Below are 25,127 nucleotides of genomic sequence, written 5' to 3'. Positions count from 1 at the left end.
CCCGGGCTTGTCCCCGGACATGACCTGGGTGGTACAGTCCCGCGCCGTGGGGCCGGAGTGTCATCCGGTGGACGTGCCGCTCAGGGCCACGGCCAGGGAGTCCAAGCACATGCAATTCGTCCCGTTCGAAGAGGGCATCGAGGTCATCGGCCTGGCGGTGCGCTCCGTGCTGGATGGCTTCAGTCAATTCGCGGTGCTCGCGAGCGCCTATCTGCTGGACGAGGGCATTGGCCGGCCAGGCCCCAGCGGCGTGGCGCACCTGGAATTGGACGCGTGGTACTCGCAGCGGGCGTGGCTCCTGTGCTTCCAGCAGATCAGCAGGCAGCTGGGGGACGGGGTCGTCACGCAGATCGGCATGGCCGTCCCCCGCAACGCGACCTTTCCCCCGGGAGCCCAGGACATCCACGGCGCCCTCAAGTCCCTGGATGTGGCGTACCACATGAACCACCGCAAGCACGGCAGGCCGATGTTCGACCCGGGGACCGGCCGGATGGAGGAGGGCATCGGGCACTATGGCTACGAGCCGGTGCGGGGACAACGGCGTATCATCTCCGTGTGCGCGACCCCCTACCCGTGTGCTTTCGACATGGGCATCCTCATGTCCCTGTCCCGCCGCTACGAGCGGGGCGTGCGCGTGACGCACGACGAGTCCAAGCCGTGCCGCAAGAACGGCGGACCGCATTGCACCTACGTCCTCTCCTGGTGACTCCAGCCCCACCCCCGGACACGAGGCCCAGGACCGCGGGTATGGCCACCTCGTCCGGGGAGCGGGGACTCAACCGGGTGAACGAAATGTCGCCCCCCTCATCCATCCGATCCCTCCACTCTGATAGCCTCGAGGGCAGAACGGACCCCATGGCAGCGCTCACTTCCCTCAGCACCTCCGGCCGCGTCCTCCTCGTGGACGACAGCCCCATTGCTCTTGAAGCCATCGGCTCCCGATTGAAGGAGAGCGGATTGGACGTGGTGATGCTGACCTCGCCTCGCGAGGCGCTCGAGCTCGCCACCGATGGGCCCCATCCCTTCGACCTGCTCATCCTCGACGTCATCATGCCGGGCCTGGACGGCCACGAGCTGACGCGCCGCCTGCGCGACCATCCGCGCACCGCCAACACGCCCATCCTCCTGCTCACCTCGCTCGACTCATCCGAGGACCGGGTGACGGGCCTGACGGTGGGCGCCGACGACTTCTTCACCAAGACCGCCCCCGACGCCGAGATGCTGGCGCGCGTGCGCTCGTTCATCTCGCTGGGCAAGATGCGCGCCCAGCTGCTGGCGCAGCACGAGGCCATGGCCCGGGTGATGCGCGAGCAGGAGGCTCCCACCCCGCCCCAGGCCCGCGTGGAGATCATCCACCACATGCCCGTGGTGGGCGAGCGGCTGGCCAGGGCGCTCAGGGGCTCGCCCGTGGGCAGCGAGTTCCAGCTCACCCAGCGCGCCTCCGCCCAGCGCCTCACCACCACCGACGCGGATCTGCTCATCGTCAGCTACTCCATCGCGCTCGAGGGGGAGCAGCCGCTCCTCAAGCGCTTCGGCTTCGACGAGGAGGCCCCCGCCATCATCGTGGTGGACGACTCCGAGTCCACCTCGCGGCGCGTGACGGCGTTCGACTCGGGAGCCGACGACTACCTCACGCTGCAGACGCCCATGGCCGAGCTGGCCGCCCGCATGGGCAGCACCCTGCGCCGCCAGCGCCGCCAGCGTCAGCTGCGCACCTCGCGAGACCGCGCCATGCTGGTGGCGGTGACGGATCCGCTCACCGGGCTCTACAACCGCGCCTACTTCCACGAGGCCCTCGGCGTCGAGTTCCGCCGCGCCCAGCGCTACAAGCACCCGATGACGCTGGTGCTGCTGGACCTGGACCTCTTCAAGCAGGTCAACGACAACCTCGGCCACAGCGCCGGTGACCAGGCCCTGCGCGAGGTGTCCTCGCGGCTGCGGCAGACGGCGCGCTCCACGGACGTGGTCGCCCGCCACGGTGGCGAGGAGTTCGCGATGATCCTCCCCGAGACGGATTTGGAGCACGGGCTCATCGCCGCCGAGCGCTTCCGCGTCGCGGTGGAGGGCGCCATGGTGCACGGCGCCAGGGGCGGGAGCCGGGCGCTCACCATCAGCGTCGGGGTGGGCTGCTTCCCCGTGCACGCCACCTCCATCTCGGACCTGATGGAGCTCACCGACGCGGCGCTCTACTCCGCCAAGCGCCAGGGCCGCAACCGGGTGTGCGCGGCCTCGCTCAGCACGGATCCGCCGCCGCCACCGGTGCCGGCCGCCTCCGCCGCCGCTCCCCACTCGGCGACCAGCAGTGTCATGGAGCGGCTGCGCCGGCTCGTGGCGGAGGACGTGGAGGGCCCCCTCACCGCCACGCGCACCGCCGCCCGCATGCTGCACGATGCCTCCGCTCCGGGAGACACGCTGCACACCATCACCTCGCAGCTCCGCAACTCCTCCGATGAGGTGCGGCAGGAGCTGCTGCGGGTGATGGACGACCTGTCCCGCGCGCTCGTCGAGGCCGGCCGCTCGGGTCAGCACCGCTGACGGGAGGCGGGTACTTCCCGCTGGCCATCGCGCGTCCAGTCGGTACATTTGTGCTCAAACCATCTTCGGGAGAGCACAACATGAGGACTGGACTGATGACCGCGCTGTGCACGCTCGCGCTGAGCACGGGCTGCGTCACCCAGGGCAAGTACGACCTGGCGATGCAGAACGCCCAGACGCTGGAGGAGCAGCTGAAGGCGGAGCAGGGCGCGCGGACGGCGGCCGACGAGAAGGTGCGGGGGTTGGAGGAGAAGGTGAAGGGGTTGGAGGAGCAGGTGGCGGGGCTGGAGCGAGACAAGGAGGCGCTGGCCACGCGGCTCACCACCGCCGAGGCGAGGCTGACGGCGGGGGCCGCGGAGCGCCGGGCGCTGGAGCAGAAGAACGCCGAGCTCACCGCGCTCAACGACGAGCTGGCCAGCTCCAAGCGCAAGCTGACCGAGGCCAAGGAGGCGCTGGAGAAGAAGAGCGCCGAGTACGAGAGCCTGGCCAAGAGCCTGGAGCAGGAGATCTCCGAGGGCAAAATCGAGCTGTCCGAGCTGAAGGGCCGGATGACGGTGAACCTCAAGGACAAGATTCTGTTCGCCTCCGGGTCGGCGAAGGTGGGCAAGGAGGGGCAGGCGGCCCTGGCGAAGATCGCCGAGGCGCTCAAGGGGGTGCAGGGGAAGATCATCCGGGTAGAGGGCCACACGGATGACGTGCCGACGGATGCCAAGGGCCCGTTCCCGAGCAACTGGGAGCTGAGCCTGGCGCGAGCGATGGCGGTGGTGCGGTCGCTGCAGGACGCGGGGGTGGACCCCACGATGCTCTCCGCCGCGGGTTATGGCCCGTACCAGCCCATCGCGGCGAACGACTCGCCGGAGCATCGCAGCCTCAACCGGCGCATCGAGATTGTCCTGGCGCCCGGGATGGGCACGGGCGGGCGCTGAGGCGCGCGGAGAAGGCGAGCGGGCTAATGCCGCCCCAACTCCCTGTCCCAGGCGTACAACTGCCCGTTCACCGTGTATCTGTAGGCGCTGGAGAAATCCTCGAACCTCTCCGGGGAAAGCGCGGAGAGGCGCTCGCGCACGAAGTCCGGGTCGCTGAGCAGCTCGCGGTGTTGGAGGTCCGTGTTCGCCTCCACCAGGCCGGGAATGACCCGGAACACGGCCTCCAGGCAATCCTCTCGGGTCGCGCGAGCCATGCGCTCCACCGTCAGGGCCAGGTGTTCGCGGACCGGGGCAGGGCCTCCGGGGCACCATGCCTCCAGGGTCGGGCGGTAGATGTACGCCATGAGGTCGTCGAGGGAGTGGTGGGTGCCGGGCATCCTGTACGCATAGCGAGGGCCCTGGAGCACATCCCAGAAGCGGAGCACCGAGGCGAGCCGTTTCGCCATGCGCTCCGCACTCCGCGGCGGGGACGGAGCCGCGGCCTGGTAGATGGCACCCCAGGGAGTGCGCAGGCAGAAGGACTCGAAGGCGTCCCTCATGCGCTGGTCCTCCACCTCCGGGGCACCTTCGTCCAAGCCCATGAAGACGCCGATGAACATGTCTATCCACCAACGTGTGGTGCCCAGGTCGAATTCGCCCGCCGAGTGCATCACCAGCACCTCGCCGGGCAGCACCGGGCGCATCTGCCGGGGCAGGGGAAAGGCACCGGTCTTGAGGTAAGCCCGCGCCCACCGTTGGCCCTCGGCTCTCGCCTTGCGGCGGATGGCGGCGGTGGTGCCATGGAGCCACGCTGGAAACTCGAGCACCGGGGAGGGTTCCGAGGTCATGGCCTTTCGCCCTACTACAGCGGGCAGATGCGCCTCAAGCGCTGGCCGCCCGCTCAGCGGCAGTCCACGGGCAGGTAGACCTGGCCCTGGAAGCCTTTGGGGCGTTCGCTCCCTTCATACGCAGCCCGCTCCGCCTGGGAGCCAAGGGCCGCCACGAGCACCAGGAGAAAACCCGCCAGCCTCCAGGTGCTCTTCGCCCGTGTCTTCACCATGGAATGGGACCTCATCCCGGTGGACGTCGAGGTGAAGCAACCCGTCACGCCTGCGGCAGAGCGCAGGTGCCGAGGTCGCGCAGCACCTTCTTGGCCTCGGCGATGAGTGCCTGGTCCCGCACCTCGGCACCCAGCTTCACCACCAGCTTCATGTCCGGCGTGAGCCGGTAGACGCCCTTGGACTTCTGCACCAGCGTCGCCACCCGCATCCCGTCCAGCAGCGCGTCCGCGCCCAGTGTCACCACCAGCCGACCCGGACCTCCCTCCAACGCGCGCAGCCGCAAATCCCTCATGTCGATCTTCAGCAGCGTCTGCTCCGACAGGTTGTCCACCTCGTCCGGAGCCTCGCCGAAGCGATCCACCAGCTCGGACCGCAGGTCCTGCACCTCGTCCGGATTGCTGGCCTGGCTGAAGCGCTTGTAGAACACCAGCCGCTGGTGCACGTCCGGCACGTAGTCGTCCGGGATGAGCGCGGCCAGGGGCATGGTGATCTCCGGCTCGATCTGCACCCGGGGCGGTTCGCCCCGCACCTCCGCCACCGCCTCCTCCAGCAACTGCGCGTACAGGTCGAAGCCGATCGCCGAGATGGAGCCCGACTGCTCGGCGCCCAGCAGGTTGCCCGCGCCGCGGATCTCCAGGTCGTGGCTGGCGATCGTGAAGCCCGCCCCCAACTCCGTGAAGCGCTGCAACACCTCCAGGCGGCGCTGTGCGTCCTTGCTGATCGTCGTCCGCGCCGGCACCAGCAGGTACGCGTACGCGCGCTCCTTCGAGCGGCCCACCCGCCCTCGCAACTGGTAGAGCTGCGCCAGTCCGAACGTGTCCGCCCGGTTGACGATCATCGTGTTGGCGCTCGAGATGTCGATGCCGCTCTCGATGATGCTGGTGCACAGCAGCATCTGGTACTTCCGCTCGGTGAACTCCAGCATCGCCTTCTCGAGCTGGCCCTCACCCATCTGCCCGTGCGCCACGCCGATGGAGACGTGCGGCACCAGCTTCTTGAGCGTGTCCTCCATCGCGGGCAGCGACTCCACCCGGTTGTGTACGAAGAAGACCTGGCCTCCGCGCGCCACCTCGCGCTCGATGGCGTCCTTGACGGTCTGCTCGTCGAACTTCATCACGAAGGTGCGGATGGCCCGCCGATCCTGCGGCGGCGTCGCGATGATGCTCATCTCGCGCACGCCCGACATCGCCATGTGCAGCGTGCGCGGAATCGGCGTCGCCGACAGCGTGAGCACGTCCACCATCGCCCGCAGCTTCTTGATCTGCTCCTTGTGCTTCACCCCGAAGCGCTGCTCCTCGTCCACCACCAGCAGCCCCAGGTCCTTGAAGGCCACGTCCCCACCCAGCAGCTTGTGCGTGCCGATGAGGATGTCCACCTTGCCGTCCCTGGCGCGCTTGAGGATCTCCCGCACCTCGGGCGGCTTCTTCATCCCGGAGATGACCTCCACCACCACCGGGTAGTCCTTGAAGCGCTTCTTGAAGGACAGGTAGTGCTGCTGCGCCAGCACCGTGGTGGGCACCAGCACCGCCACCTGCTTGCGATCCAACGTCGCCTTGAAGGCGGCCCGCATCGCCACCTCCGTCTTGCCGTACCCCACGTCTCCGCAGACGAGCCGGTCCATCGGCTCGGACTTCTGCATGTCGTTGAGCACGTCCTCGATGGCCTTCGCCTGGTCCGGCGTCTCCTCGAACTCGAAGTCCGCCTCGAACTGGGCGAAGTACCGGTCCGGCGCGCTGAAGGAGTGGCCCGGGTGCGCCCGGCGCGCCGCCGCGATGTTGAGCAGGTCCGCCGCCATCTTGAGCAGCTGCTCCTTGACCTTCTTCTTCGTCTTCTCCCAGGACGTCGTCCCCAGCTTGTCCAGCGTCACCTGGGTGGGGTCTCCACCGGTGAACTTCTGGATGAGCCGCATGCGGCTCACCGGGAGGTAGATCTTGTCCCGGCCCGCGTATTCCAGGACGAGGAAGTCCCCGGGCACCCCGTTCACCTGCATCTTCGTCAGGCCCGCGTAGCGGCCCAGGCCGAAGTCGGTGTGGACGATGATGTCGCCTTCCTTCAGGTCCTTGAAGCCCGAGGCGAAGGCATCCAGGCTCTTCGAGCGCCGCACGCGCCGGCGGGAGCGCGCTCCGAAAATTTCCTCGTCCGAGAGCACCGCGAGGCCACCGGCCCCATCCACGAAGCCGTGGCTCACCTCGCCCGTGAAGAGGTGGGCATGCACCGAGGGCTCGTAGAGCTTCGAGGCATCCACGAGCGGCTCGGTGTGGACGCGGACCATCACGTTGCGGTCCAGCAGCAGGCGCTTGAGCTTGTCCGCCTGGCTGAGCGTGCCGCACGCCACCGCGCAGGCGATGCGGGTGTCGCGCCAGCGCTGGAGGCGCTCGACGAGCGGCGTGAGCGCGCCCTCCTCTCCGTGGTGGGCGAGGATGGCCTCGCGCACGTCCTGCGTGGTGCCGAAGGGGAAGTGCACCGGCGCCTCGCCCTGGGTGAGCGACAGGCCCCCTCCCTCCATCACGCGGAAGGCCGCGAGCCGCTTCTCCGCCTGCTCATGGGTGAGGAAGTGCTCTCCCGGCGGATAGGCGAGATCCTGCCGCGCGTCGGACGCCTCGGCGGAGCGCTCCACCTCCTTCCACAGCTCCCCGGCGACACGTTCGAGGCCCAGGGGATCGTCCAGGTAGAAGAGCGGCTCCGCGTGCCACCGCGTCAGGTAGTCGAAGACGGTGCCCAGGCCCCCCTCGAAGAAGCCGGGCAGCAGGGCCTCCAGGCCGAAGCCGGGCATGCCCTCGCGGATGGCGTCGAGGCGCTCGCGCAGCTTCGTGGTGGGCAGGTTGATGCGGTCGGCCACGCTCCGGGCGGCGGCCTCGGCGTTCACGCGCGTCTGCTCGGAGAAGATGACCTCGCGCGCCGGCAGGAGGATGATCTCCTTGAGCGCGTCCACCGTGCGCTGCGTCTCCGGATCGAACGCGCGGATGGACTCGATGGTGTCGCCGAAGAACTCGATGCGGACGGGTTTCTCGTAGAGCGGGCTGAAGACGTCGACCAGGCCACCGCGCACGGAGAAGGTGCCCAGGTCCTCGACCAGCGGGCTGGACTGGTAGCCCATGTTGGCGAGCTTGCGCGCAAGCTCGTCCCGGTCGAAGTCCTGGCCCACGACGAGGCGCTCGGACAGCTCGCCCATCACCTTCGGAGGCAGCACCTTGCGCAACAGGCCGCGCAGCGAGAGCACGAGCGCGGGAAAGCGCGTGCCCTGGTGGAGGTGGAAGAGGGCGCCGAGCCGGTCCGCGACTACGTCCGCGTCCGGGGACACCTCGTCGTAGGGGAGCACCTCGTCGGCCGGCAGGCGCAGGACGTGGGGCTCGCGCGGGGTGCCCCGCCCGCCCAGGAAGAAGGCGAGGTCATTCGCGAGGGCATCCGCGGACTCCTCGTCGGTGGTGACGCAGACGAGGGGCGCCTTCAGGGTGCGCGTCAGCTGGGCGAGCGCGTGGCCTCGAGCGGCCCCCTGGAGCCCTTGCGTGCGGACACGCTGCCCGGCGCGCAGCAACTCCAGCACTCGGGCGAAAGGGTCCCCAGCCATCGGAGGCGCGCGGAGCGCTTCCACATCGAGCTTCTGGGTAAAAGGAGTGTCCATCCGTGGGGCGCCTCGGAGCGCCCCAGGGTAATTAGGAGCCGGAGGGGTGGGGGTCAACGGGAGAGCGAGGGGCCCGGTTGGCGACAGGCACCTGGGGCCCCGGGCCTACAACCACCTACTCAGCCCTTCTTGAAGGTGCGGACATATTTCACGAGCGAGTCGATCTGCTCGGGGGTCAGCTTCTCCTTGTAGGGCTTCATCTTCTTGTTGCGGGAGGAGCCCTCGGAGATGACCTCGCGGATGTCGTCGTCGCTCTGGGCCTTCTGCCAGGCCGGCTGGGACAGGTCGACGATGGACTCCTTCTTGCCCATCTGGGTCTGGGCCCGGCCATCCGGTCCGTGGCAGGACTTGCACTTCTGCGTCCACAGCTCGGCGGCGGCTTCGTCGGCGGCGGAGGCGGTGGTGGCCAGGGAGAAGGACAGCAGCAGGGCGATCCGGGTCTTCATGGTGGGGGGTCTCCTCGGAGGAGGCAGATCGGGAAGGCGCTCAGTGTCGACCGACCGGGAGGCCGGTGGCCAGAGGCAAACCTCCCGGGGCCGCGCACCCGCACACCGCGTCCGGGTCGGTCAGGGATCGCGGGCGGCCAGCCTGCCAGGTGCCCGGCGCAGCAGCTCCTGCCCGAGCAGGTGGGTGAACCCGGGGGCCGACCGGGAGTCGAGGTGCGAGCCATCCGGGCACTCGAAGCGGGCCAGCGCGGGGCTGTCCTCGAAGGAGAAACCCTGGCTGCCCGTGCGCTCGAGGAGCCGCTCCCAGTACAGCGCGCGCGGGTAGCGCGTGTCCTCGATGCGCCGCACCGCGCCCGAGGAGACCATCCGCACGAAGACGACCTCTCCACCGCGCGACCGGATGCGCTCCACCTGGGCGGACACCCGCTCCAGCTGGGACTCCAACTCCGCGGGCTCCGGCGTCCTCCCGTGCGCGTCCTGGTAGCGCCGCTCCCAGGACTGTCGCAGTGCCGCGAGGTCCACTCCCTCGAAGTCGGACGGCTGGTGGCGGTCGGCCCGGGTGCGGTTGAGGGGGGGCGGCGGCAGCGTCCGGTTCACCAGCAGGTGGTGCAGCACGCCCTTGGGTTGCACCGCCGACAGCAGCACCACGAGGTGCTCCTGGAAGGGCAACCGCAGCGCCGTCTCCCAGTCCTCCACGAAGGTGCGGTGCGCGTGCCGCGCCACGTACGAGGCGGGCCTCGCGCGCACCTCGTTGGGCTCCACCGAGAAGAAGAGCGTCGGGCTCACCTCGCACAGCACCAGCCCTCGGAAGTGCTCATCCGCCGCGAGGTCCTCCAGCACCGGCAGGCTGCTGGAGCCGCTGATGGAGAGCTGTACCACCCGTGCTTCGCCCAGCGACTGGGACAGCACTTCGGGCACCAGGCCCACCTGGAACCGCGACGAGCCCAGCATCACCACGGCGCGACCGTCGCCCTCGCTCGCGCGGGCCCGCGCCAGGGACCACAGCTCCGGGGTGTCCTTCACGCTCGGCTGGAAGCCACGGACGCGCCAACCCCATTCGGTGCCCGCCAGGAGGACCCCCGCCGCGAGCAGCGCCACCCACCACACCCGCCCCAGCGCGCCGGACTCGGGCGCGTTGCTAGAACTGGAAGTAGATGAACGCACGGTCGACTCCGGTGGCGGTGACGAGGGCCACGAGCATCGCCGTCATGGCGCTCGCCGAGGCCCACCAGGGAACGGACGTGAACACCTCCGGCAGGGGCACGTCGCGGTAGCGCCACTGCACGGCCAGCAGCGCGCCGACGGTGAGCACCGCCAGGCCCATGTCGAACTGGCTCAACAGGCTTCCCGCGTGGACTCCCGAGGCGCCCACCATGGCGCGCACCACGGTGAAGGCGGTGGCGAAGTCCGGGGCGCGGAAGAACACCCAGGCGAAGCAGACGCCCAGGAACGTCACCGCCACGCCCGTGAGCCGCCCCAGGGGTCCCCGCGTCCAGCGTGGCCTCTCCAGGAAGGGCCGCAGCATCCGCTCGGCGATGAGGAACAGCCCGTGCAGCCCGCCCCAGACGACGAAGGTCCACGAGGCGCCGTGCCACAGCCCGCCCAGCAGCATCGTCAGCATCAGGTTGACGTGCGTGCGCGCGGGCCCGTGCCGGTTGCCGCCGAGCGGGATGTAGAGGTAGTCGCGCAACCAGCTCGACAGGGAGATGTGCCACCGGCGCCAGAAGTCGCTGAAGCCCACCGCCGCGTAGGGGCTCTGGAAGTTGTCCGGCAGGTGGAAGCCGAAGCACAGCGCCACGCCGATGGCGCACAGCGAGTAGCCCGCGAAGTCGCAGAAGATCTGCCCCGAGAAGGCGAGCGCCGCGCTCCAGGCTTCCCCGGCCGAGGGCCGCGCGCCCGGGGAGAACACGGTGTCCACCAGCGGCGCGAGCAGCCCGTCGGCGAGCACCGCCTTCTCGAACACGCCCAGCACCAGCAGCAGCAGGCCCCACTGGAGCTGGGACGGGGTGGCGCGCCGCGGCTCGGTGCACTGGGGCAGGAAGTCACGGGGCCGGACGATGGGACCGGCCACCAGGTGCGGGAAGAAGGTGAGGAAGAGGGCGAAGTCGAGGAACGAGTCCCAGGGCTTCTCGTGTCCCCGGTAGACGTCGAGCGTGTAGGCGAGCGACTCGAACGTATAGAAGGAGATGGCCACCGGCAGGACGACGTCCACCCGAGGCACGTGCAGCGGCACGCCGAGCGCGAGGAAGAGGGCGTTGGTGTTGTCCGCGAGGAACGGCCCGTACTTGAAGAAGGCGAGCAGCCCCAGGTTGCTGGCGAGGCTCACACCGAGCAGGGCCTTGCGCCGGGCGGGCGTCCGGGCCGAGGCGAGGGCGCGCGCGAGGAACCAGTCCAGGGTGATGGCGTACCAGAGCAGCGGCAGGAAGAGCGGGTTCCAGGCCGCGTAGAAGAGGCTGCTGGCCACCAGCAGGTTGAGCTTCCGGACCCGCCACGTGAGCGGCAGGTGATGCAGCACGAGGCAGACGGCCAGGAAGGCCAGGAACGAGAGGGAGTTGAAGACCATGTGTGCCAGTGCCCGCGGCAGCCGATCTTCGGGTGCTTGGCCGGAGGCGCGCGGGCTCGGGGGCCCGCGAGGGGAGCTGCCTGCCACTCAGGCAACAGTCTGGATGTCAGCGGTGTTCATTGACAGATAGGGCACCGTTGCATTGACAGATAGGGCGCCGTTGGAAAGCATCCCTCCTCCGATGAAAGGTGCCGGGTGACATCACTTCAGACGGTGGAGAAGCAGCCGGAAGTGACGGAGCTGCAGCGGGCCAGCTACCTGCCGACGCTCGATGGCTGGCGGGCCATTGCCATCCTCGCGGTGATGATCTGCCACGCGTCCGATGCGCCACTGCTCGCGCGTGAGGGGCCGGGAGGCTTCTGGCACAACCTCACCCGGTACGGCGCCGAGGGCGTGGCCCTCTTCTTCGGACTGAGCGGTTTCCTCATCACCTATCGGCTGCTCCAGGAGCGGCAGCGGACGGGCGGCATCCGCCTCCAGCACTTCTACGGGCGCCGCGTCCTCCGCATCCTGCCGGCGTGCCTGGCCTACCTGCTGACGGTGACGGCGCTGACGGGCGCCGGGCTGCTGGCCATCCATCGCGAGGACCTGCTCAGCTCGTTCCTCTTCTACCGGAACTACCTGTCGCCCGCGCGGGTCGGCACCTGGTACACGGGGCACTTCTGGACGCTGGCCATCGAGGAGCACTTCTACCTGCTCTGGCCCGGCTTGTTGGTGCTCGCTGGCTCACGACGCGCGCTCTGGCTCACCGCCCTGCTGGGTGGGGGCGTGGCCTTCTGGCGTTGGATTGAAATCCGCTTCCACCCCACCGCGGCCTGGCTCACCCAGATGGACATGTCCGTGCGCACGGACATCCGCATCGATGGTCTGCTCTGGGGCGCGTTCGCGGCGCTGCTGCTCTTCCACGGGTCTCGCGAGCAGTGGCTTCGGAAGCTGTTCGCCTCGCGGTGGACCTGGGCCGCCCTGGTGGTGCTGGCCGCCATCTGCCTGGAGGGCTCGCTGCTGCCGTTCAACACCATGTGGTGGGCGCTGCTCCTCCCCTTCTTCCTCGTGGGCACCGTGCTCCATCCCACGGGGCTGCTCGGCAGGGTGTTGGAATCCCCGGCCCTCGCCTGGGTGGGGCGGCTCTCGTACAGCCTCTACCTGTGGCAGCAACTCTTCCTGGTGGGCGCGGTGATGAAGCGCCCGCTGCCCTTCGGCCCATTCCAGGAACTGCCGCTGAACCTCGTGGCCGCCTTCGCCTGCGCGGCCCTCAGCTACTACGTGCTGGAGAAGCCGCTGGTGGGCCTGGGCAAGCGCCTGTTCTCGGCGGGTGAGCGGCGGGCTCCCTCCGCCGAGCCCACCACACGGTGAGCGCTCGGCGGCGCTCCGGGAGGGCTCAGGGCTCGAAGACCCAGGCCGAGCCGAACGCGTGGACCTCGCGCGCGCTGCTGCGGTAGCGCGCCACCTGGGCCTCGCCACACTGGAAGCAGACGATGGCGTCCGGCGAGAAGCTCGGATCGGCGAGCTGGCGGGAGACGTTGCGCACGTCCACGTTCTCCACCCGGATGGGGGAGGGCGAGCCGGCGAGCAGTGCCCAGAGGGGGTACTCGCGCTGGCTGTTGGCGTCGCCTCCGAAGACGAGGCCGACGCGAGTGCGCCCGTGCTCCCGGATGTACCGGGCCGCTCCCTCGTAGGCGTCCCGGGTGCCGGTGTCGCTGAAGTACTGCTCCTCCCGGCTCCGCGTGAGGATGGAGCCGTGGCCCACGAGCGGCCGGGTCTCGTTGCCGAGGGCCCAGACGAACGAGGCCAGCAGCAGCCCGAGCATCACGGCGTCGGCCCAACGCCGCTTCCCATGCGCGGCGAGCCCCACGGCCACCAGCGGGGCACTCAGGATGAAGAGCGGCAGGTGGAGCCGGCTGTTCCAGGGCTGCCACTTCAGCGCCAGGCAGAAGATGAGGAAGCCTCCCCCGAGCGAGGCGAGGTAGGCCCGCTGCTCGCCCGGCGTCTGGCGCCACCGCCAGAGCAACACGCAGGCCGTGGCCACGAAGAGGACGAAGTGCAGGGGGTTGCCCGCGTAGTTCTCATTGCGGAAGGCCCCCGCGAGCCCGGCGGCGAACGAGGTGGTGACCCAGGTGGTGCGCGGGTCGTTCACGTCGAACCCGATGAGCCGGTGCACCCCGCGCACGAGCCGCTCGGTGAAGTGGATGTTGAAGCGCCCCACCGGCGTGCCCAGGTGCAGCGCCGCGTTCCTCAGTGTGTTGGACACGAGCGCCGAGGGCGACAGCACCTCGTTGTAATAGACGTACGAGTCGCCCTCTTTGTAGACGTTGACCTCGCCCGCGGGGCCCGTGGGCCGGCCATAGAGGTGTTGGTTGCGCAGGTAGTGCCCGCTGCTCGGCGCGAGCGTCAGGACCGAGATGGTCAGCGCGGGCGCGAGCAGCCGCCGGAAGGACTCGCGCGAGCGCAGCATGTCCACGGCGAACCAGAGCACGAAGGGGAAGGCATAGAAGTACGCCGTCATCTTCGTGAGGATGGCCAGGCCCAGGCTCGCGCCCGTGGCGAGCACGAGGCCCCGACTCACCCGCTCTCGCAGCCGCAGGAAGCCGTGGACGAAGCACAGCAGCCAGAAGGCGTGGACGTGCTCGTTCTTGGTGCTCGAGGCCTGGAGGATGCCCATGGGCACGGTGGCGGCGAAGACCGCCGCCCAGACTTGCACCGAGGGCCGGGCCCCCAGCCGGGCCGCCACCAGCGACACCGCCACGAGGTTGAAGGCGAGGAAGGTCCACTGCACCAGGTTGGCGAAGCGGTCCCCCCCGCTGAGCACCTGCAGGTGGAGGATGATGAACTCGGCGCCCGGGTTCTGGTGGAGCTGCGCCAGCACGTGCGTGGGGTAGTGCGCCACGCTCCGGCTCTGCGCCCAATGGGCCACCCGGCTCATGTGATAGTACAGCGAGTCACCCGTGTTCGGCGGCGCCACCAGGGCCGTCACGCCGATGGCGAGCAGCAGCAGCGCCAGCAGGCCGAGCGCGAACCGTGTGGTGGGCTCTCGCGGTAACTCGAGCTTCTCCTCCGGGGTGGAACTGGCCGCCCTCCGGCGCCGGAGCACGAGAAGCCAGCCCGCGAGGCCCACGACGACGCTGCTCCAGAAGCCGAGGAGCGAGACGAAGGTGATGAGCCTGAAGAGGCTCAGCAGCTCCGTGACGGCCGTCAGCGCGAGCGTCCACACGAGGACCGCCCAGAGCAGCGCCGGGCGACGTCCGGCACCGAGGTGCCTGCACACCCGGTACAGGAACGTGAGGGCGAGCGGGAGCAGCAGCGCGGACATTCGGAGAAGTTCGTGGACAGGGTTGGGTTTCGCATGCTCCCTCTCCCTTTGGGAGAGGGCGGGGGGTGAGGGTAGTCGCCTCCGTGTTCAGATTCCCGTGTGGCCCGCGGGATGGAAATACCCTCACCCTAGCCCTCTCCCAGAGGGAGAGGGGACATGCACAGTATGCCCAAGGGCTTCGTGGATTCTCCATCAACTGCCGGAGGGGGATGGCCAGAACTCCACGGTCCGCCCGGGCGGCACGAGCCATTGCTGCTTCAGGAAGCGCACCGCCCCTCGGTCCGCGTCATGGTGCTTCACTGTCGCCACCTGGACACTGAGCAGCACGGCGAGCATCGCGAGCCCCGCCACCAGGGGGACCGGGCCGGGCACACGCGTCTCGAGCCACACCAGCCGCACGAAGACCCACCCCGCCAGTCCGAGCAGTGACAGTCCGAGCAGCACGCCGGCCGCGGGGTTCCCGAGCCCCATGAACTGCGGGAGGCTCGGCGGCAGGTAGCCGTCCTTCAACAGAGGCACCGCCAGCCCGAGGAACGCGTTGGACACGTCATCGGGGATGTAGTTGACGAAGGTGGCCGCGCCCGTGAACACGAGGGACGCGGTGCACAGCGCCGCGCTCGCGCCCAGCAGCGCCAGCCGGCCCCCGGTCCGCAGCCGCTCCAGCAGCAGGCCCACGGGCAGCAGCAGGAAGGGCACCAGTCCCGTCAGGTGACGCGGGCCCGTCGTCCAGCCCCACGAGTCATACGAAAAGGACGACGTGAAGTACGTGTACCCGGCGAGCAGCGCCACCACGAGCCACAGGTGCGCCCGCATCTCCCCGCTCGTGCGCGCCTCGCGCCGCATCACCACCACTCCGGGCAGCGCGAGCAGCAGGAAGGGCGACAGGGTGAACAGCCCCCGCAGCGGCGAGAAGAAGGAGAGGACGAAGGCGCGCGGATCCGGATAGCGGATGCCCAGGAAGCCGCCCAGGTGCCACGGCTGGTAGGCCGCGTCGTTGAGGTGCTTGTACCCGCTCTCCAGCGGATGCCCGAAGGCCGCCTGGTGATACAGCATCAGCCCCACCACGAAGGGCAGCGCCCCCAGCGTGGCCAGCGCGGCCCCGCGTCCCAGGCGCACCCACCGCGCGCGCATCGGCTCCTCGCGCCACAGCACCGTCAGCACCGCGTACAGCACCAGCCCGAGCACGCCCAGCGCACCGGTGTACTCGGCGGCCACCGTGGCCCCCGCGCACGCGCCCACCACCAGGTAGCCCCGCTCGCGCCACTCGCCGCGCGCCAGCCGCCACAGCGCGTAGAAGCCGCCGAACAGCAGCACCGCCGTCGTCTGGTGGCTCATGAAGAGCAGCGAGTAGCTGAATGCCAGCGAGCCCAACCCGTACGTCACCGTCACCGCGTCCGCCACCGCCGGGGACAGGTACGCTCGCAGGAAGCGGCGCACGAGCCACAGCATGAACAGCGTGGGAAGCACGGTGAGGAACAGCCGGCTGAAGAAGACGAGCGGCACCTCGGGCACGGCGTACAGGAAGCCACCGCCCCACCAGCGCAGCACCGCGTACACGGGCACCGCGGCGAAGGACAGCAGGGGCGCCTTGGACGGGTAGTACCTTCCGTCCTTCACCGACAGGTCCCCCACGTAGCCGAAGTCCTGGAGGGCGCGGTTGATGTCCAGCGTCCCGTACTCCACCAGCGCGCGCGTCTGCCACAACCGGCACAGCTCGTTGGGCGAGCGCAGGCCCGGGTGATACGGGAACAGCAGCACGTACAGCGCCACCAGCACCGCGTACACCGCGCGCGGTGCTCGCGAGGGCAGGGCACTCACAGCGCGTCGCTACCGCGCTCCCCCGTGCGGATGCGCACGGCCTCGTCCACCGGCAGGACGAAAATCTTCCCGTCGCCAATCTTCCCGTCGGGACCCGAGCGCGCCGCGCGCACGATGGCGTCCACCACGCGCTGCACCATGTCGTCGTCCACCACCACCTCCACCTTCACCTTGGGCAGGAAGTCCACCACGTACTCGGCGCCCTTGTAGAGCTCCGTGTGGCCCTTCTGCCGACCGAAGCCCTTCACCTCCACCGCGGTGAGACCGAGCACCCCCACCTCGTGCAGGGCGTCCTTCACGTCATCCAGCTTGAACGGCTTGATGATGGCTTCGATCTTCTTCATGCGGTACCTCCAGTGGCTCGCGCCACCGCGAAGAGGCTCATTCCCAGGGGCAGCTTCACCTGACTCTCGGCCCGCGCCAAGAACGGCGCGATGCGGTCATACACCTTGAGCTGCAACTTCGGCACCGAGCGGCGGCGCATCACCCGGCTGTTCATGAACCAGCCCGGAATCCCCACCAGGTTCATCCACTCGAGCCGCTCCACCTCGAAGCCATTGCCCTCCAGCACGGAGCGCAGGCCGGGCATCGTGTAGCGCCGGTAATGCCCCACCGCCTCGTCGATGGCCCCGAAGAGCTGCGGCAGCGCCGGCACCAGCACCACCACCCGGCCGCCCGGCGGCAGGATCTGCCGGAAGCGCCGCACCGCCGAGGCGTCGTCCGGGATGTGCTCCAGCACGTTGGACAGCACGATGGTGTCCAGCCGCTCGGCCTTCAGCGACTCCCAGTCCGCCAGCGCCACGTCCGACAGGTACGGCCGCACGTGCGGCCTGCCGCGGAACTTGTTGCGCAGCCGGTCCACGTAGAAGCGGTCCACCTCGAGCGCGATGAGCAGCTCCAGCCCCGGCTCCAACTGCTCGGTGATGGTGCCGATGCCCGCGCCAATCTCCAGCACGCGCCGGCCCAGGTGCTCGCGGAAGCGCTGGCCCAGCCACGCGTTGTAGTTGCTGGCGCCGTCCATGCGCTCCAGCGTGTTGTAGCCCTCGTGCTGGTTGTCCGCGTCGTTGCGCACGGTGGCGTAGCGCACCAGCGTGCGCAGCCGCGCCAGCTGCGAGGCCAGCGGCTGGTGCGGCGCCGTGTCCAGCACCAGCGGCACCTCGGCCAGCCGGAAGAGCTGCGCCGCCAGCTTCACCACGATTTCCGCGTCCACCGAGTCATCATCGCTGGTGAGCGACACCGACTTGAGCGCCTCGGTGCGGAAGGCGCGCTGGCCGCAGAGCGGATCCGTCAGCGACACGTCCGTGACGAAGCGGGTGACGTGACCCAGGGCCCGGTCCGCCAGCACCTCCGCGTCCCGCGCGGGCATCCGCCGGCTACCGAACACCGCGTCCGCCGCGTCCTCGCGGATGGGGCGGCACAGCGCCTCGCAGGACTCCAGCGAATAGGCCGTGTCCGCGTCCTGGAGGACGGTGATGTCGCCCGTCACCCGGCCGAGCGCCGCGCGGATGGCCGCTCCCTTGCCGGACAGCCCCTGGAGCACGTGCACGTTCGGCCCGGAGGGCGCATCCAGCGGCCCCTCTCCGGCGAGGATGACCTCGGCGCCCCGGGCGGCGAGCGAGTGGGCGAAGCGGGAGGCGGCCGGGGCGGACGCGGGGGTGAAGGGAATGACGTAGGACGGAGACTGACTCACGCCCGCGTGACTACCACACGGCGGGCGCGGGTGCGCGGGCGGATGAACAGTGCGTGGCAGGAGGGCATCCGGGCGAGGCGGTGAAGATTGACCCACCCGTCCTCCCGGGGCACTCTGGCCCCTTCGCCACGGAGCGGGCGCGCCCGCGTCCCGGCAGGAGAGCGACGTGGAAGAGACCCCCAACGAGGCCCCCGAGGCCCAGGAGCCCGCGCTGGACGTCATGCAGTACGTCCGCGCGCTCTGGCGTCGCAAGTGGCTCATCGTCGGCGTGACGACCGTGATGGCCCTGGTCGGCACGCTCTACACCCTGCGCCAGCCGAAAATCTACTCGACGAGCACCTCCCTCATCATCGACGTCGCCGCGCCCCGCGTCCTCGACACCGAGGTCAAGGAGGTCATGGGCGACGAGCGCAGCAACTACTGGGCGAACAAGGAGTACTACCAGACGCAGAACGAGGTCATCACCTCGCGCGCGGTGGCCTCCCGGGTGGTGGACAGGCTGGGCCTGCAGAACGACGCGGCCTTCCTGGGCGTGGAGGGCATCAAGGACGAGGAGGAGCGCAAGAAGGCCATGGCCTCCATCGACGCGGTGGGGCTGGTGCGCTCGCGCATCAACGTCATCCCCTCCGTCAACTCGCGCGTGGTGCGCATCGCCGTGGAGGACGTGGACCCGGACCGCGCGGCGCGGCTGGCCAACGAGGTGGCCGAGGCCTACATCGCGGAGAACCTCAACCTGCGCTTGAAGACCACCGAGGGCGCCAGCGCCTGGCTCGAGGAGCGGATGAGCGAGCTGGGGGCGCGCGCCAACGGCAGCGAGCTCAACCTCTTCAAGTTCAAGCGCGGCGCGGACATGCTCTCCATGTCCCTCGACAAGAAGGGCGGGCCGCAGCAGAGCACGGCGAAGCTGGCGCACGACACGTACATGTCCACGCTCATCGCGGTGCGCACCAAGATTGCCGCGCTCCAGGCGAGGGTGGACTCCATGCGCCAGCTGCGCAAGAGCGCCAGCCCCGAGTCGGAGCACTGGGCCGAGGGCCTCTCGGAGGCCAGCGAGGGCTCGCTGCGCGACCTGCGCACCCGGGTGCTGGAGCAGCGCACCGCGTGCGTGGAGCTGTCCGGGCGCTACCTGCCGGAGCACCCCAAGATGCAGGAGTGCCAGCAGAAGCTGACCGTCCTGCAGCAGGAGCTGCGGCGCAGCCTGGAGAACCTCGTGCTCGGCGCGGAGACGGACCTGGCGGCCGCCCAGGCCAATGAGCGCAACCTCCTGGCGCTGGTGGACAAGGCCAAGACCGAGGCCTTCCAGGTGACGGAGAAGGAAATCCAGTACGAGAAGCTCCAGCGCGAGGCGGAGAACGACCAGCGCATGTACGAGATGGTCCTCAAGCGCTTCAAGGAGCTGGAGGTGTCGGGCCTGTTGCGCACCAGCAACGTGCGCGTGCTGGACGCGGCGCTGCCCAACCCCGTGCCGGTGCGGCCCAACACCCGCAACTCGGTGATGCTCTTCTTCATCCTGGGCCTCCTGGGAGGCGTGGCGGTGGTGTTGGCGCTGGAGTTCCTCGACGCGAGCGTGGCCAGCCGCGCGGACGTGGAGGAGCGGCTGGGCCTGCCCTTCATCGGCGCCATGCCACCGCTGGTGCCCGGGGATGGAGGTCCGGTGGACCTGTACATCCACCGCCACCCGCGCTCGCCAGCGGCGGAGATGTGCCGGGCCATCCGCACCAACCTGCTCTTCATGTCGCCGGACAAGCCCTTCCGCACGGTGGTGGTGAGCTCGGCCGGGCCCTCCGAGGGCAAGTCCACCGTCGTCATCAACCTGGGCATGGTGATGGCCCAGACGGGCACCCGGGTGCTGCTGATGGACACGGACATGCGCCGGCCCCGCCTGCACGGGGCTTTCGGCTTGCCCGACGACATGGGCGTCAGCTCCCTGGTGGTGGGCGAGGGCTCGCTGGAGGGCGCCATCAAGTCCACCGACGTGCCCAATCTCTTCGTCCTGCCCTGCGGGCCGCTGCCGCCCAACCCCGCCGAGCTGCTCCACACCCGCGCCTTCTCCGAGCTGCTCGGCAAGCTGCGGGAGCGCTTCGACTGCATCCTGCTGGACAGTCCTCCCCTGGGGCCCGTGTCCGACGCGCTCGTCCTCTCCAAGCAGACGGACGGCATCCTCCTGGTGCTCAAGGCCGGCACCACCCACCGCGAGCAGGCGAAGCGCGCCATCCGCTCGCTGCGCGACGTGAAGGCGCACATCATCGGCGCTCTGCTCAACCACGTGGACCTGAAGAGTGGTAGGTACGAGGGCGAATACGGCGGCTACAACTCCTACGGCGGCGAGCGCGACGAGCGCACCGCCACCTGAGAAGCGCTCCGGCGATGAAGGTCCTCCAACTCGGCAAGTACTACGCCCCCTACCGGGGCGGCATGGAGACGCACCTGTCGGGCCTGTGCGAGGAGCTCGGGGGGCGCGTGGAGCTGGAGGTACTCGTCTCCAACACGGCCCCGCGCACCGTGCACGAGGTGGTGCGCGGCGTGTCCGTCACCCGCTGCGCCGAGCTGGTCAAGGTGGCCTCCACCTCGTTCAACCCCACGCTGTCGCTGGAGCTGTCGCGGCGCCGGTATGACCTGCTGCACATGCACTTCCCGCACCCCATGGCGGTGATGGGGTACCTGGGGAGCGTGCGGCCGAGGCGGCACGGGCTCGTCATCACCTACCACAGCGATGTGGTCCGCCAGAAACGGCTGCTGAAGCTGTACGGGCCCTTCATGCGGCGGGCGCTGGGGCGCGCGGACGCCATCCTGGTGGGCTCGCCCAACTACGTGGAGACGTCCGAGGCGCTGCGCCCGTACCGGGCGAAGTGCCACGTGGTGCCCTTCGGCATCGACGTGACGCGCTTCACGCGCACGCCCGAGCGCGAGGCGGCGGCCGCGGCCGTGCGGGCCCGGTACGGTGGGGCGCCGCTGCTGATGGGGGTGGGGCGGCTCGTCTATTACAAGGGCTTCGACCACGCCATCCGCGCGCTGAGCCGGGTGGAGGACGCGCACCTGCTGCTGGTGGGCGAGGGCCCGCTGCGCGCGGAGCTGGAGGCGCTGGCCCGGGCGAGCGGCGTGGCCGGGCGCGTCCACTTCCTCGGGAACCTGGGGGACGAGGCGCTCCTGTCGCTGTACTACGCGTGCGACGCCTTCGTGTTGTCCTCCGTCACCCGCGCCGAGGCCTTCGCGCTGGTGCAACTGGAGGCCATGGCCTGCGGGCTGCCCATCATCAACACCGCGTTGGACTCGGGGGTGCCCTTCGTCAGCCGCCACGAGGAGAGCGGGCTCACCGTGCCACCGGGGGACGAGGCGGCGCTGGCCGCGGCCATGAAGCGGATGCTGACGCACCCGGAGCAGCGGCGGGCCTGGGGCGAGGCGGGCCGCGCACGGGTGCTGGCCGAGTTCACCCAGGCCCGCATGGGCGAGCGCGTGCTCGACGTCTACCGGCGGGTCCTGGACGCGGTGGGGGCGCGGCGATGATCGGCCTGCTGCTCACGGTCATGGCCATCGTCGTGACGATGTTCGCCACGCGGCGCGCCGTCGGCCATGGGCTGGGCGCGCTGATGATGTTCGGCTACTTCTACGGCATCCTCCGCGCGCGCTTCCTGGATGGCTTCTCGCACTTCATCTGCGACGGCGCGGTGCTGGGCCTCTACCTGGCCTTCTTCACCCGGCGGCGCAAGAAGTCGGTGCGGGTCGGCCGGGACGGTCTGGCGTTGAAGCTCTGGGTCAAGGTGCTGATGGTCTGGCCCCTGTGCACCATGGTGCTGTCGCCGCTCTTCGACTCGCAGCACTTCTTCATCCAGATCGTCGGCCTGCGGGTGGCCATCCTCCTGCTGCCGCTCATCACCATCGGCGCGAGCCTGGACGAGGATGACCTGGATCGGCTCGGCGAGTGGATGCTGTGGCTCAACGTGGTGGCGTTCGCCTTCGCGCTGGCGGAGCTGCGCTACGGGCTGGAGCCCTTCTTCCCTCGCAACGCCTCCACCGCCATCATCTATCTCTCCACGGACGTGGGGGAGGAGGGACTGCCCCGCATCCCGTCCACCTTCAACAACGCGCACGCCTTCGGAGGCACCGTGCTGATGACGCTGCCGATGCTCCTGCGCCGGTGGCACCGGCGCCCGCGCGGCCGAGTCCTCACCGCCGCCGTGCTGGTGTGCAGCGTGCTGTGTCTCTTCATCTGCGCGGCGCGCCAGCCCGTGGTGCAGCTCCTGGCCATCATCCTGCTGCTGCTGTTCTTCACCCGCGTCTCCATCAAGGTGATTGGCGCGGTGGTGGGGCTCGGTCTGGTGGTGGGCCTCGTCGTCATGCAGAACCCGCGCTTCCAGCGCTTCGCGACGCTACAGGACACCGAGTACGTGTCCGAGCGCGTGTCCTGGAGCGTCAACAGCAGCCTGCTGGATGTCGTCACGAACTACCCGCTGGGCAACGGCCTGGGCAGTGCCGCGGGCACGAGCATCCCCTTCTTCCTGCTGGACCTGGCCCGGCCGCAGCACGGCCTGGAGAACGAGTTCGGCCGCATCGCCATGGAGCAGGGCATCCTCGGGCTCATCATCTGGATGAGCTTCCTCGTCTGGCTCGTCACCCGCATCCCGCCGCGCCGCCGTGGCGCCTCGCTGGTGGCGGACCGGATGATCTGGTTGACCATGGGGGTGATGTGGCTGACGGCCTTCATCGGCACGGGCCTGCTCTCCTCCGTCCCCGGCTCCGCGCTGCTGCTGCTCTGGATGGGGGCCGTGGTGGGGATGCGGCGTCCGGCTCCCGTGGTCAAACCCCGGCAGGTGGCCGCTCGCGCTTCCGTTTCCACTCCCACCGGGTCGCCTCCACCGGCCCTGCCGGTGCGCCCCCTGGAGGCGGTGCGCCGATGAGGATCGCCCTGGTGGTACACGACTACGAGCGCGGCTTCGGGCACAGCCGCTACGTCGTCGAGCTGGCCGAGCGCTTCCGCCAGAAGCACGAGGTGCATGTCTTCGCCGACCGCATCGACCGGAGCGGAGCCGAGGGCATCACCTTCCACCACGTGCCCGCGGTGCGCACCACCGCGCTGGTCAGCGTGCTGTCCTTCTATGCGTCCGCCACGCTTCAACTGGGGCGTGGCCGGGGCTTCGACATCATCCACGGCCAGGGGCTCATCGCCGCGCAGGCCAACGTCCTCACCGCGCACATCTGCAACCGCTCGTGGTTCCAGGCGCAGCGCGCGCTCGGTTACGACTACACCCCGCGCCAGCGCATCTTCGAGAACGTGCTGGTGCCGCTGGAGGACCGGCTCTACCGCAAGTCAGGTGCTTCCGTCATCGCCATCTCCCGCCGACTGGAGGAGGAGCTGCGTACCCTGCACGGGTGCCGGGCTCCCATCCACGTCGTTCCTCATGGCGTGGACGTGGAGCGCTTCCACCCCGCGCTGCGCGGTCAGGTGCGGCGCGAGGTGCGCGCGGAGCTCGGCATCGCGCCGGAGGAGCGGTGCGCGCTCTTCGTGGGAGACCTGCGCAAGGGGGCCGCCGTCACCGTGGAGGCGCTCGCCCGCGTCCCGGAGCTCTCGCTGGACGTGGTCACCCGGAGCGACACCGCTTCGCTGCGCGCCAGGGTGGAGCGGCTCGGGCTGGGCCAGCGGGTGCGCTTCCATCCTCCCACGGCCACCGTCGAGCGCTTCTATGCCGCGGCGGACCTCTTCGTCTGCCCCACGCCGTATGACGCCTTCGGCATGGTCGTCACCGAGGCCATGGCCTGCGGGTTGCCCGTCATCGTCTCGCGTGCCGCCGGGGCCTCCGAGCTCATCACCCACCGCGAGGAGGGCCTGCTGCTGGACGACGCCGGGGACATCGAGGGGCTCGCCGCGGGCCTGCGCGAGCTGGCCGTGGACAGGGACTTCGCGGAGCGCGTGGGCCGGGCGGCGCGGGCCCGTGCGGAGACGCTGACCTGGGACGAAGTGGCGAAGCGGACACTCCAGGTGTACGAGCAGGTGCTGGAGAGGCGTGCATGACGACCCCCACCCGCCGACGGCTGGTGTTCATCTGCGAGAGTGGTACCGACGTGCGTCTGGTGACGGGGCTGAAGCAGCGCTTCGAGCTGACGCTGCTGCTGCGCCCCGCCTTCGGGCCTCGCACCATCAACTGGAAGGACGAGGGCCCCGAGCCCGTCCGCATCGTGGAGGGGCCGGCCGGGCGCGTCGCCTTCGCCGCGTACGCCGGGGCGTGGCTCCTGCGGCACCGCGCGGAGTTCGACGCCGTGCTGGCGCAGAACGCGGGAGTGGCCTCGCTGGCCGCCAACGTCGCGCGTGGTGTCACCCGCGCTCCCACGTACCTGCTCATCTGCAGCCCCAACATCGCCTACTTTCAGTGCCGCTACTCGCGCGGGGAGATTGGCCTGCCGGCCTACCTCGCCGGGCGCACGTTGTTGGAGGCGGCGCGTGCGGCCAACGCGTTGCTGGCGGATCGCTACCTCGTCCTCAGTGACTACCTGGGGCGCGAGGTGTCACTCGGTCGGACGGAGAAGGTGCGGCTGGTGCCGCTGTACGGGGTGGACACGTCGCGCTTCACGCCGGTGACGCCCGAGGAGAAGCGGCGGCTGCGCGCGAAGCTGGGCCTGCCCGAGGAGGGCTTCCTCGTCTTCTTCTCCAGCCGGGTAGCCCCGGAGAAGGACACCGAGTCCCTGCTGGATGCCTGTGCCCTGCTGCGAGCGCAGGGCCGTGCCTTCTGGATGCTCAACCTGAGTGGCGGGCACAAGCGGCTGCGGGAGCTGGCCATGGAGCGGGGCCTGGGAGACCGCACCCTCGCCCGTGACGCGGTGGACCCCATGCGCGAGCTGCCCGCGTACTACCAGGCCTCGGACGTGTGCGCGCAGGTGTCGCTGGAGGAGGGGCTCGGGTTCTCTCCCCTCGAGGCGCTGGCGTGCGAGGTGCCCGTGGTGGCCACGGCCGTCGGTGGACTGCGGGAGACGATCGTCGATGGCGAGACGGGCCTCACCGTTCCGGTGCGCTCGCCTCGGAGGCTCGCCGCGGCCCTCGCTCGGGTGATGGATGAGCCGGAGACGTTCCTCGCCCTGGCCCGGAACGGGCGGCGCATGGTCCAGGAGCGTTTCGAGGCTTCGCGCTGCTTCGATGCCTTCGCCGGGCTGGTCGAACAGGAACTGGCCTCCCGGCGCTGAGGGGGAGGGG

The 25,127-nt window shown here is 69.8% G+C and carries 19 protein-coding genes; 9 read left to right on the top strand and 10 right to left on the bottom strand.

Annotation, left to right across the window (positions count from 1 at the left end):
• The first annotated feature begins 109 nt into the window (after positions 1-109).
• The 3 genes from JRI60_RS44250 (at position 110) to JRI60_RS44240 (ending at position 3,461) form a co-directional block, all read left to right on the top strand.
• Complete coding sequence (locus tag JRI60_RS44250; RefSeq protein WP_204222087.1) at positions 110-706, top strand: hypothetical protein; 597 nt, start codon at positions 110-112, stop codon at positions 704-706.
• Between the two features lie 149 nt (positions 707-855).
• Positions 856-2,535, top strand: coding sequence for a diguanylate cyclase (locus tag JRI60_RS44245; RefSeq protein WP_204222086.1), 1,680 nt, complete (start codon positions 856-858; stop codon positions 2,533-2,535).
• 80 nt (positions 2,536-2,615) lie between these two features.
• Positions 2,616-3,461, top strand: a complete 846-nt coding sequence (locus JRI60_RS44240; RefSeq protein ID WP_204222085.1) for an OmpA/MotB family protein — start codon at positions 2,616-2,618, stop codon at positions 3,459-3,461.
• A gap of 23 nt (positions 3,462-3,484) precedes the next feature.
• Here JRI60_RS44240 and JRI60_RS44235 read toward each other — a convergent pair whose 3' ends face one another.
• From JRI60_RS44235 to JRI60_RS44210, 6 genes are all read right to left on the bottom strand, one after another.
• The gene (locus tag JRI60_RS44235; RefSeq protein ID WP_204222084.1) at positions 3,485-4,288 is read right to left on the bottom strand and encodes a hypothetical protein; all 804 of its coding nucleotides are present in this window, start codon (positions 4,286-4,288) and stop codon (positions 3,485-3,487) included.
• 53 nt (positions 4,289-4,341) lie between these two features.
• Complete coding sequence (locus JRI60_RS44230; protein ID WP_204229497.1) at positions 4,342-4,500, bottom strand: hypothetical protein; 159 nt, start codon at positions 4,498-4,500, stop codon at positions 4,342-4,344.
• A 44-nt stretch (positions 4,501-4,544) separates the two neighbouring features.
• Positions 4,545-8,123 (bottom strand): transcription-repair coupling factor, encoded by a 3,579-nt coding sequence (mfd, locus tag JRI60_RS44225; RefSeq protein ID WP_204222083.1) that lies wholly within the window; start codon positions 8,121-8,123, stop codon positions 4,545-4,547.
• A 119-nt stretch (positions 8,124-8,242) separates the two neighbouring features.
• Positions 8,243-8,569: a c-type cytochrome gene (locus JRI60_RS44220; protein WP_204222082.1), complete on the bottom strand. Its 327-nt coding sequence runs from the start codon at positions 8,567-8,569 to the stop codon at positions 8,243-8,245.
• 120 nt (positions 8,570-8,689) lie between these two features.
• Entirely contained in the window at positions 8,690-9,667 is a 978-nt protein-coding gene (locus JRI60_RS44215) for a hypothetical protein (RefSeq protein WP_204222081.1), read from the bottom strand.
• Positions 9,668-9,707: 40 nt separating this feature from the next.
• Positions 9,708-11,132 (bottom strand): MBOAT family O-acyltransferase, encoded by a 1,425-nt coding sequence (locus JRI60_RS44210; RefSeq protein ID WP_204222080.1) that lies wholly within the window; start codon positions 11,130-11,132, stop codon positions 9,708-9,710.
• Between the two features lie 195 nt (positions 11,133-11,327).
• Between JRI60_RS44210 and JRI60_RS44205 the strand changes: the two genes are divergently transcribed.
• The gene (locus JRI60_RS44205; RefSeq protein ID WP_204222079.1) at positions 11,328-12,485 is read left to right on the top strand and encodes an acyltransferase family protein; all 1,158 of its coding nucleotides are present in this window, start codon (positions 11,328-11,330) and stop codon (positions 12,483-12,485) included.
• A gap of 25 nt (positions 12,486-12,510) precedes the next feature.
• Here the strand turns inward: JRI60_RS44205 and JRI60_RS44200 are convergent, their stop codons facing one another.
• The 4 genes from JRI60_RS44200 to JRI60_RS44185 form a co-directional block, all read right to left on the bottom strand.
• On the bottom strand, positions 12,511-14,439 hold the full coding sequence (locus JRI60_RS44200; protein WP_204222078.1) for a glycosyltransferase family 39 protein: 1,929 nt from the start codon (positions 14,437-14,439) through the stop codon (positions 12,511-12,513).
• A gap of 192 nt (positions 14,440-14,631) precedes the next feature.
• Positions 14,632-16,257, bottom strand: a complete 1,626-nt coding sequence (locus tag JRI60_RS44195) for a hypothetical protein (protein WP_239470082.1) — start codon at positions 16,255-16,257, stop codon at positions 14,632-14,634.
• Complete coding sequence (locus JRI60_RS44190) at positions 16,254-16,601, bottom strand: P-II family nitrogen regulator (RefSeq protein ID WP_204222077.1); 348 nt, start codon at positions 16,599-16,601, stop codon at positions 16,254-16,256. The genes JRI60_RS44195 and JRI60_RS44190 overlap by 4 nt, the downstream gene beginning before the upstream one ends.
• Positions 16,598-17,947, bottom strand: coding sequence for a bifunctional glycosyltransferase/class I SAM-dependent methyltransferase (locus tag JRI60_RS44185; protein WP_204222076.1), 1,350 nt, complete (start codon positions 17,945-17,947; stop codon positions 16,598-16,600). Before JRI60_RS44185 ends, JRI60_RS44190 begins: the two co-directional genes overlap by 4 nt.
• 166 nt (positions 17,948-18,113) lie before the next feature.
• On the opposite strand from JRI60_RS44185, the gene JRI60_RS44180 reads away from it, so the two are divergent.
• Genes JRI60_RS44180 through JRI60_RS44160 form a run of 5 tightly spaced genes read left to right on the top strand, consistent with a single transcriptional unit; the run spans position 18,114 to position 25,117 of the window.
• Complete coding sequence (locus JRI60_RS44180; RefSeq protein WP_239470081.1) at positions 18,114-20,300, top strand: GumC family protein; 2,187 nt, start codon at positions 18,114-18,116, stop codon at positions 20,298-20,300.
• A gap of 14 nt (positions 20,301-20,314) precedes the next feature.
• On the top strand, positions 20,315-21,451 hold the full coding sequence (locus tag JRI60_RS44175) for a glycosyltransferase (protein ID WP_204222075.1): 1,137 nt from the start codon (positions 20,315-20,317) through the stop codon (positions 21,449-21,451).
• Positions 21,448-22,842, top strand: coding sequence for a hypothetical protein (locus tag JRI60_RS44170; protein WP_204222074.1), 1,395 nt, complete (start codon positions 21,448-21,450; stop codon positions 22,840-22,842). The genes JRI60_RS44175 and JRI60_RS44170 overlap by 4 nt, the downstream gene beginning before the upstream one ends.
• Positions 22,839-23,954, top strand: a complete 1,116-nt coding sequence (locus JRI60_RS44165) for a glycosyltransferase family 4 protein (protein WP_204222073.1) — start codon at positions 22,839-22,841, stop codon at positions 23,952-23,954. The genes JRI60_RS44170 and JRI60_RS44165 overlap by 4 nt, the downstream gene beginning before the upstream one ends.
• Complete coding sequence (locus JRI60_RS44160; RefSeq protein WP_204222072.1) at positions 23,951-25,117, top strand: glycosyltransferase family 4 protein; 1,167 nt, start codon at positions 23,951-23,953, stop codon at positions 25,115-25,117. The genes JRI60_RS44165 and JRI60_RS44160 overlap by 4 nt, the downstream gene beginning before the upstream one ends.
• Positions 25,118-25,127 lie beyond the last annotated feature (10 nt).

The organism is Archangium violaceum, assembly GCF_016887565.1.
In the GTDB taxonomy this organism is placed as follows: Bacteria; Myxococcota; Myxococcia; order Myxococcales; family Myxococcaceae; genus Archangium; species Archangium violaceum_B.
The sequence above is the reverse complement of the archived record's forward strand: the minus strand, read 5'-3'. Positions and strand labels throughout refer to the sequence as shown.

Coding starts and splice junctions, on each gene's coding strand:
- JRI60_RS44250 (WP_204222087.1), top strand. CDS start 110: ATGCAATTCGTCCCGTTCGAAGAGGGCATCGAGGTCATCGGCCTGGCG.
- JRI60_RS44245 (WP_204222086.1), top strand. CDS start 856: ATGGCAGCGCTCACTTCCCTCAGCACCTCCGGCCGCGTCCTCCTCGTG.
- JRI60_RS44240 (WP_204222085.1), top strand. CDS start 2,616: ATGAGGACTGGACTGATGACCGCGCTGTGCACGCTCGCGCTGAGCACG.
- JRI60_RS44235 (WP_204222084.1), bottom strand. CDS start 4,288: ATGACCTCGGAACCCTCCCCGGTGCTCGAGTTTCCAGCGTGGCTCCAT.
- JRI60_RS44230 (WP_204229497.1), bottom strand. CDS start 4,500: ATGGTGAAGACACGGGCGAAGAGCACCTGGAGGCTGGCGGGTTTTCTC.
- mfd (WP_204222083.1), bottom strand. CDS start 8,123: ATGGACACTCCTTTTACCCAGAAGCTCGATGTGGAAGCGCTCCGCGCG.
- JRI60_RS44220 (WP_204222082.1), bottom strand. CDS start 8,569: ATGAAGACCCGGATCGCCCTGCTGCTGTCCTTCTCCCTGGCCACCACC.
- JRI60_RS44210 (WP_204222080.1), bottom strand. CDS start 11,132: ATGGTCTTCAACTCCCTCTCGTTCCTGGCCTTCCTGGCCGTCTGCCTC.
- JRI60_RS44200 (WP_204222078.1), bottom strand. CDS start 14,439: ATGTCCGCGCTGCTGCTCCCGCTCGCCCTCACGTTCCTGTACCGGGTG.
- JRI60_RS44190 (WP_204222077.1), bottom strand. CDS start 16,601: ATGAAGAAGATCGAAGCCATCATCAAGCCGTTCAAGCTGGATGACGTG.
- JRI60_RS44175 (WP_204222075.1), top strand. CDS start 20,315: ATGAAGGTCCTCCAACTCGGCAAGTACTACGCCCCCTACCGGGGCGGC.
- JRI60_RS44170 (WP_204222074.1), top strand. CDS start 21,448: ATGATCGGCCTGCTGCTCACGGTCATGGCCATCGTCGTGACGATGTTC.
- JRI60_RS44165 (WP_204222073.1), top strand. CDS start 22,839: ATGAGGATCGCCCTGGTGGTACACGACTACGAGCGCGGCTTCGGGCAC.
- JRI60_RS44160 (WP_204222072.1), top strand. CDS start 23,951: ATGACGACCCCCACCCGCCGACGGCTGGTGTTCATCTGCGAGAGTGGT.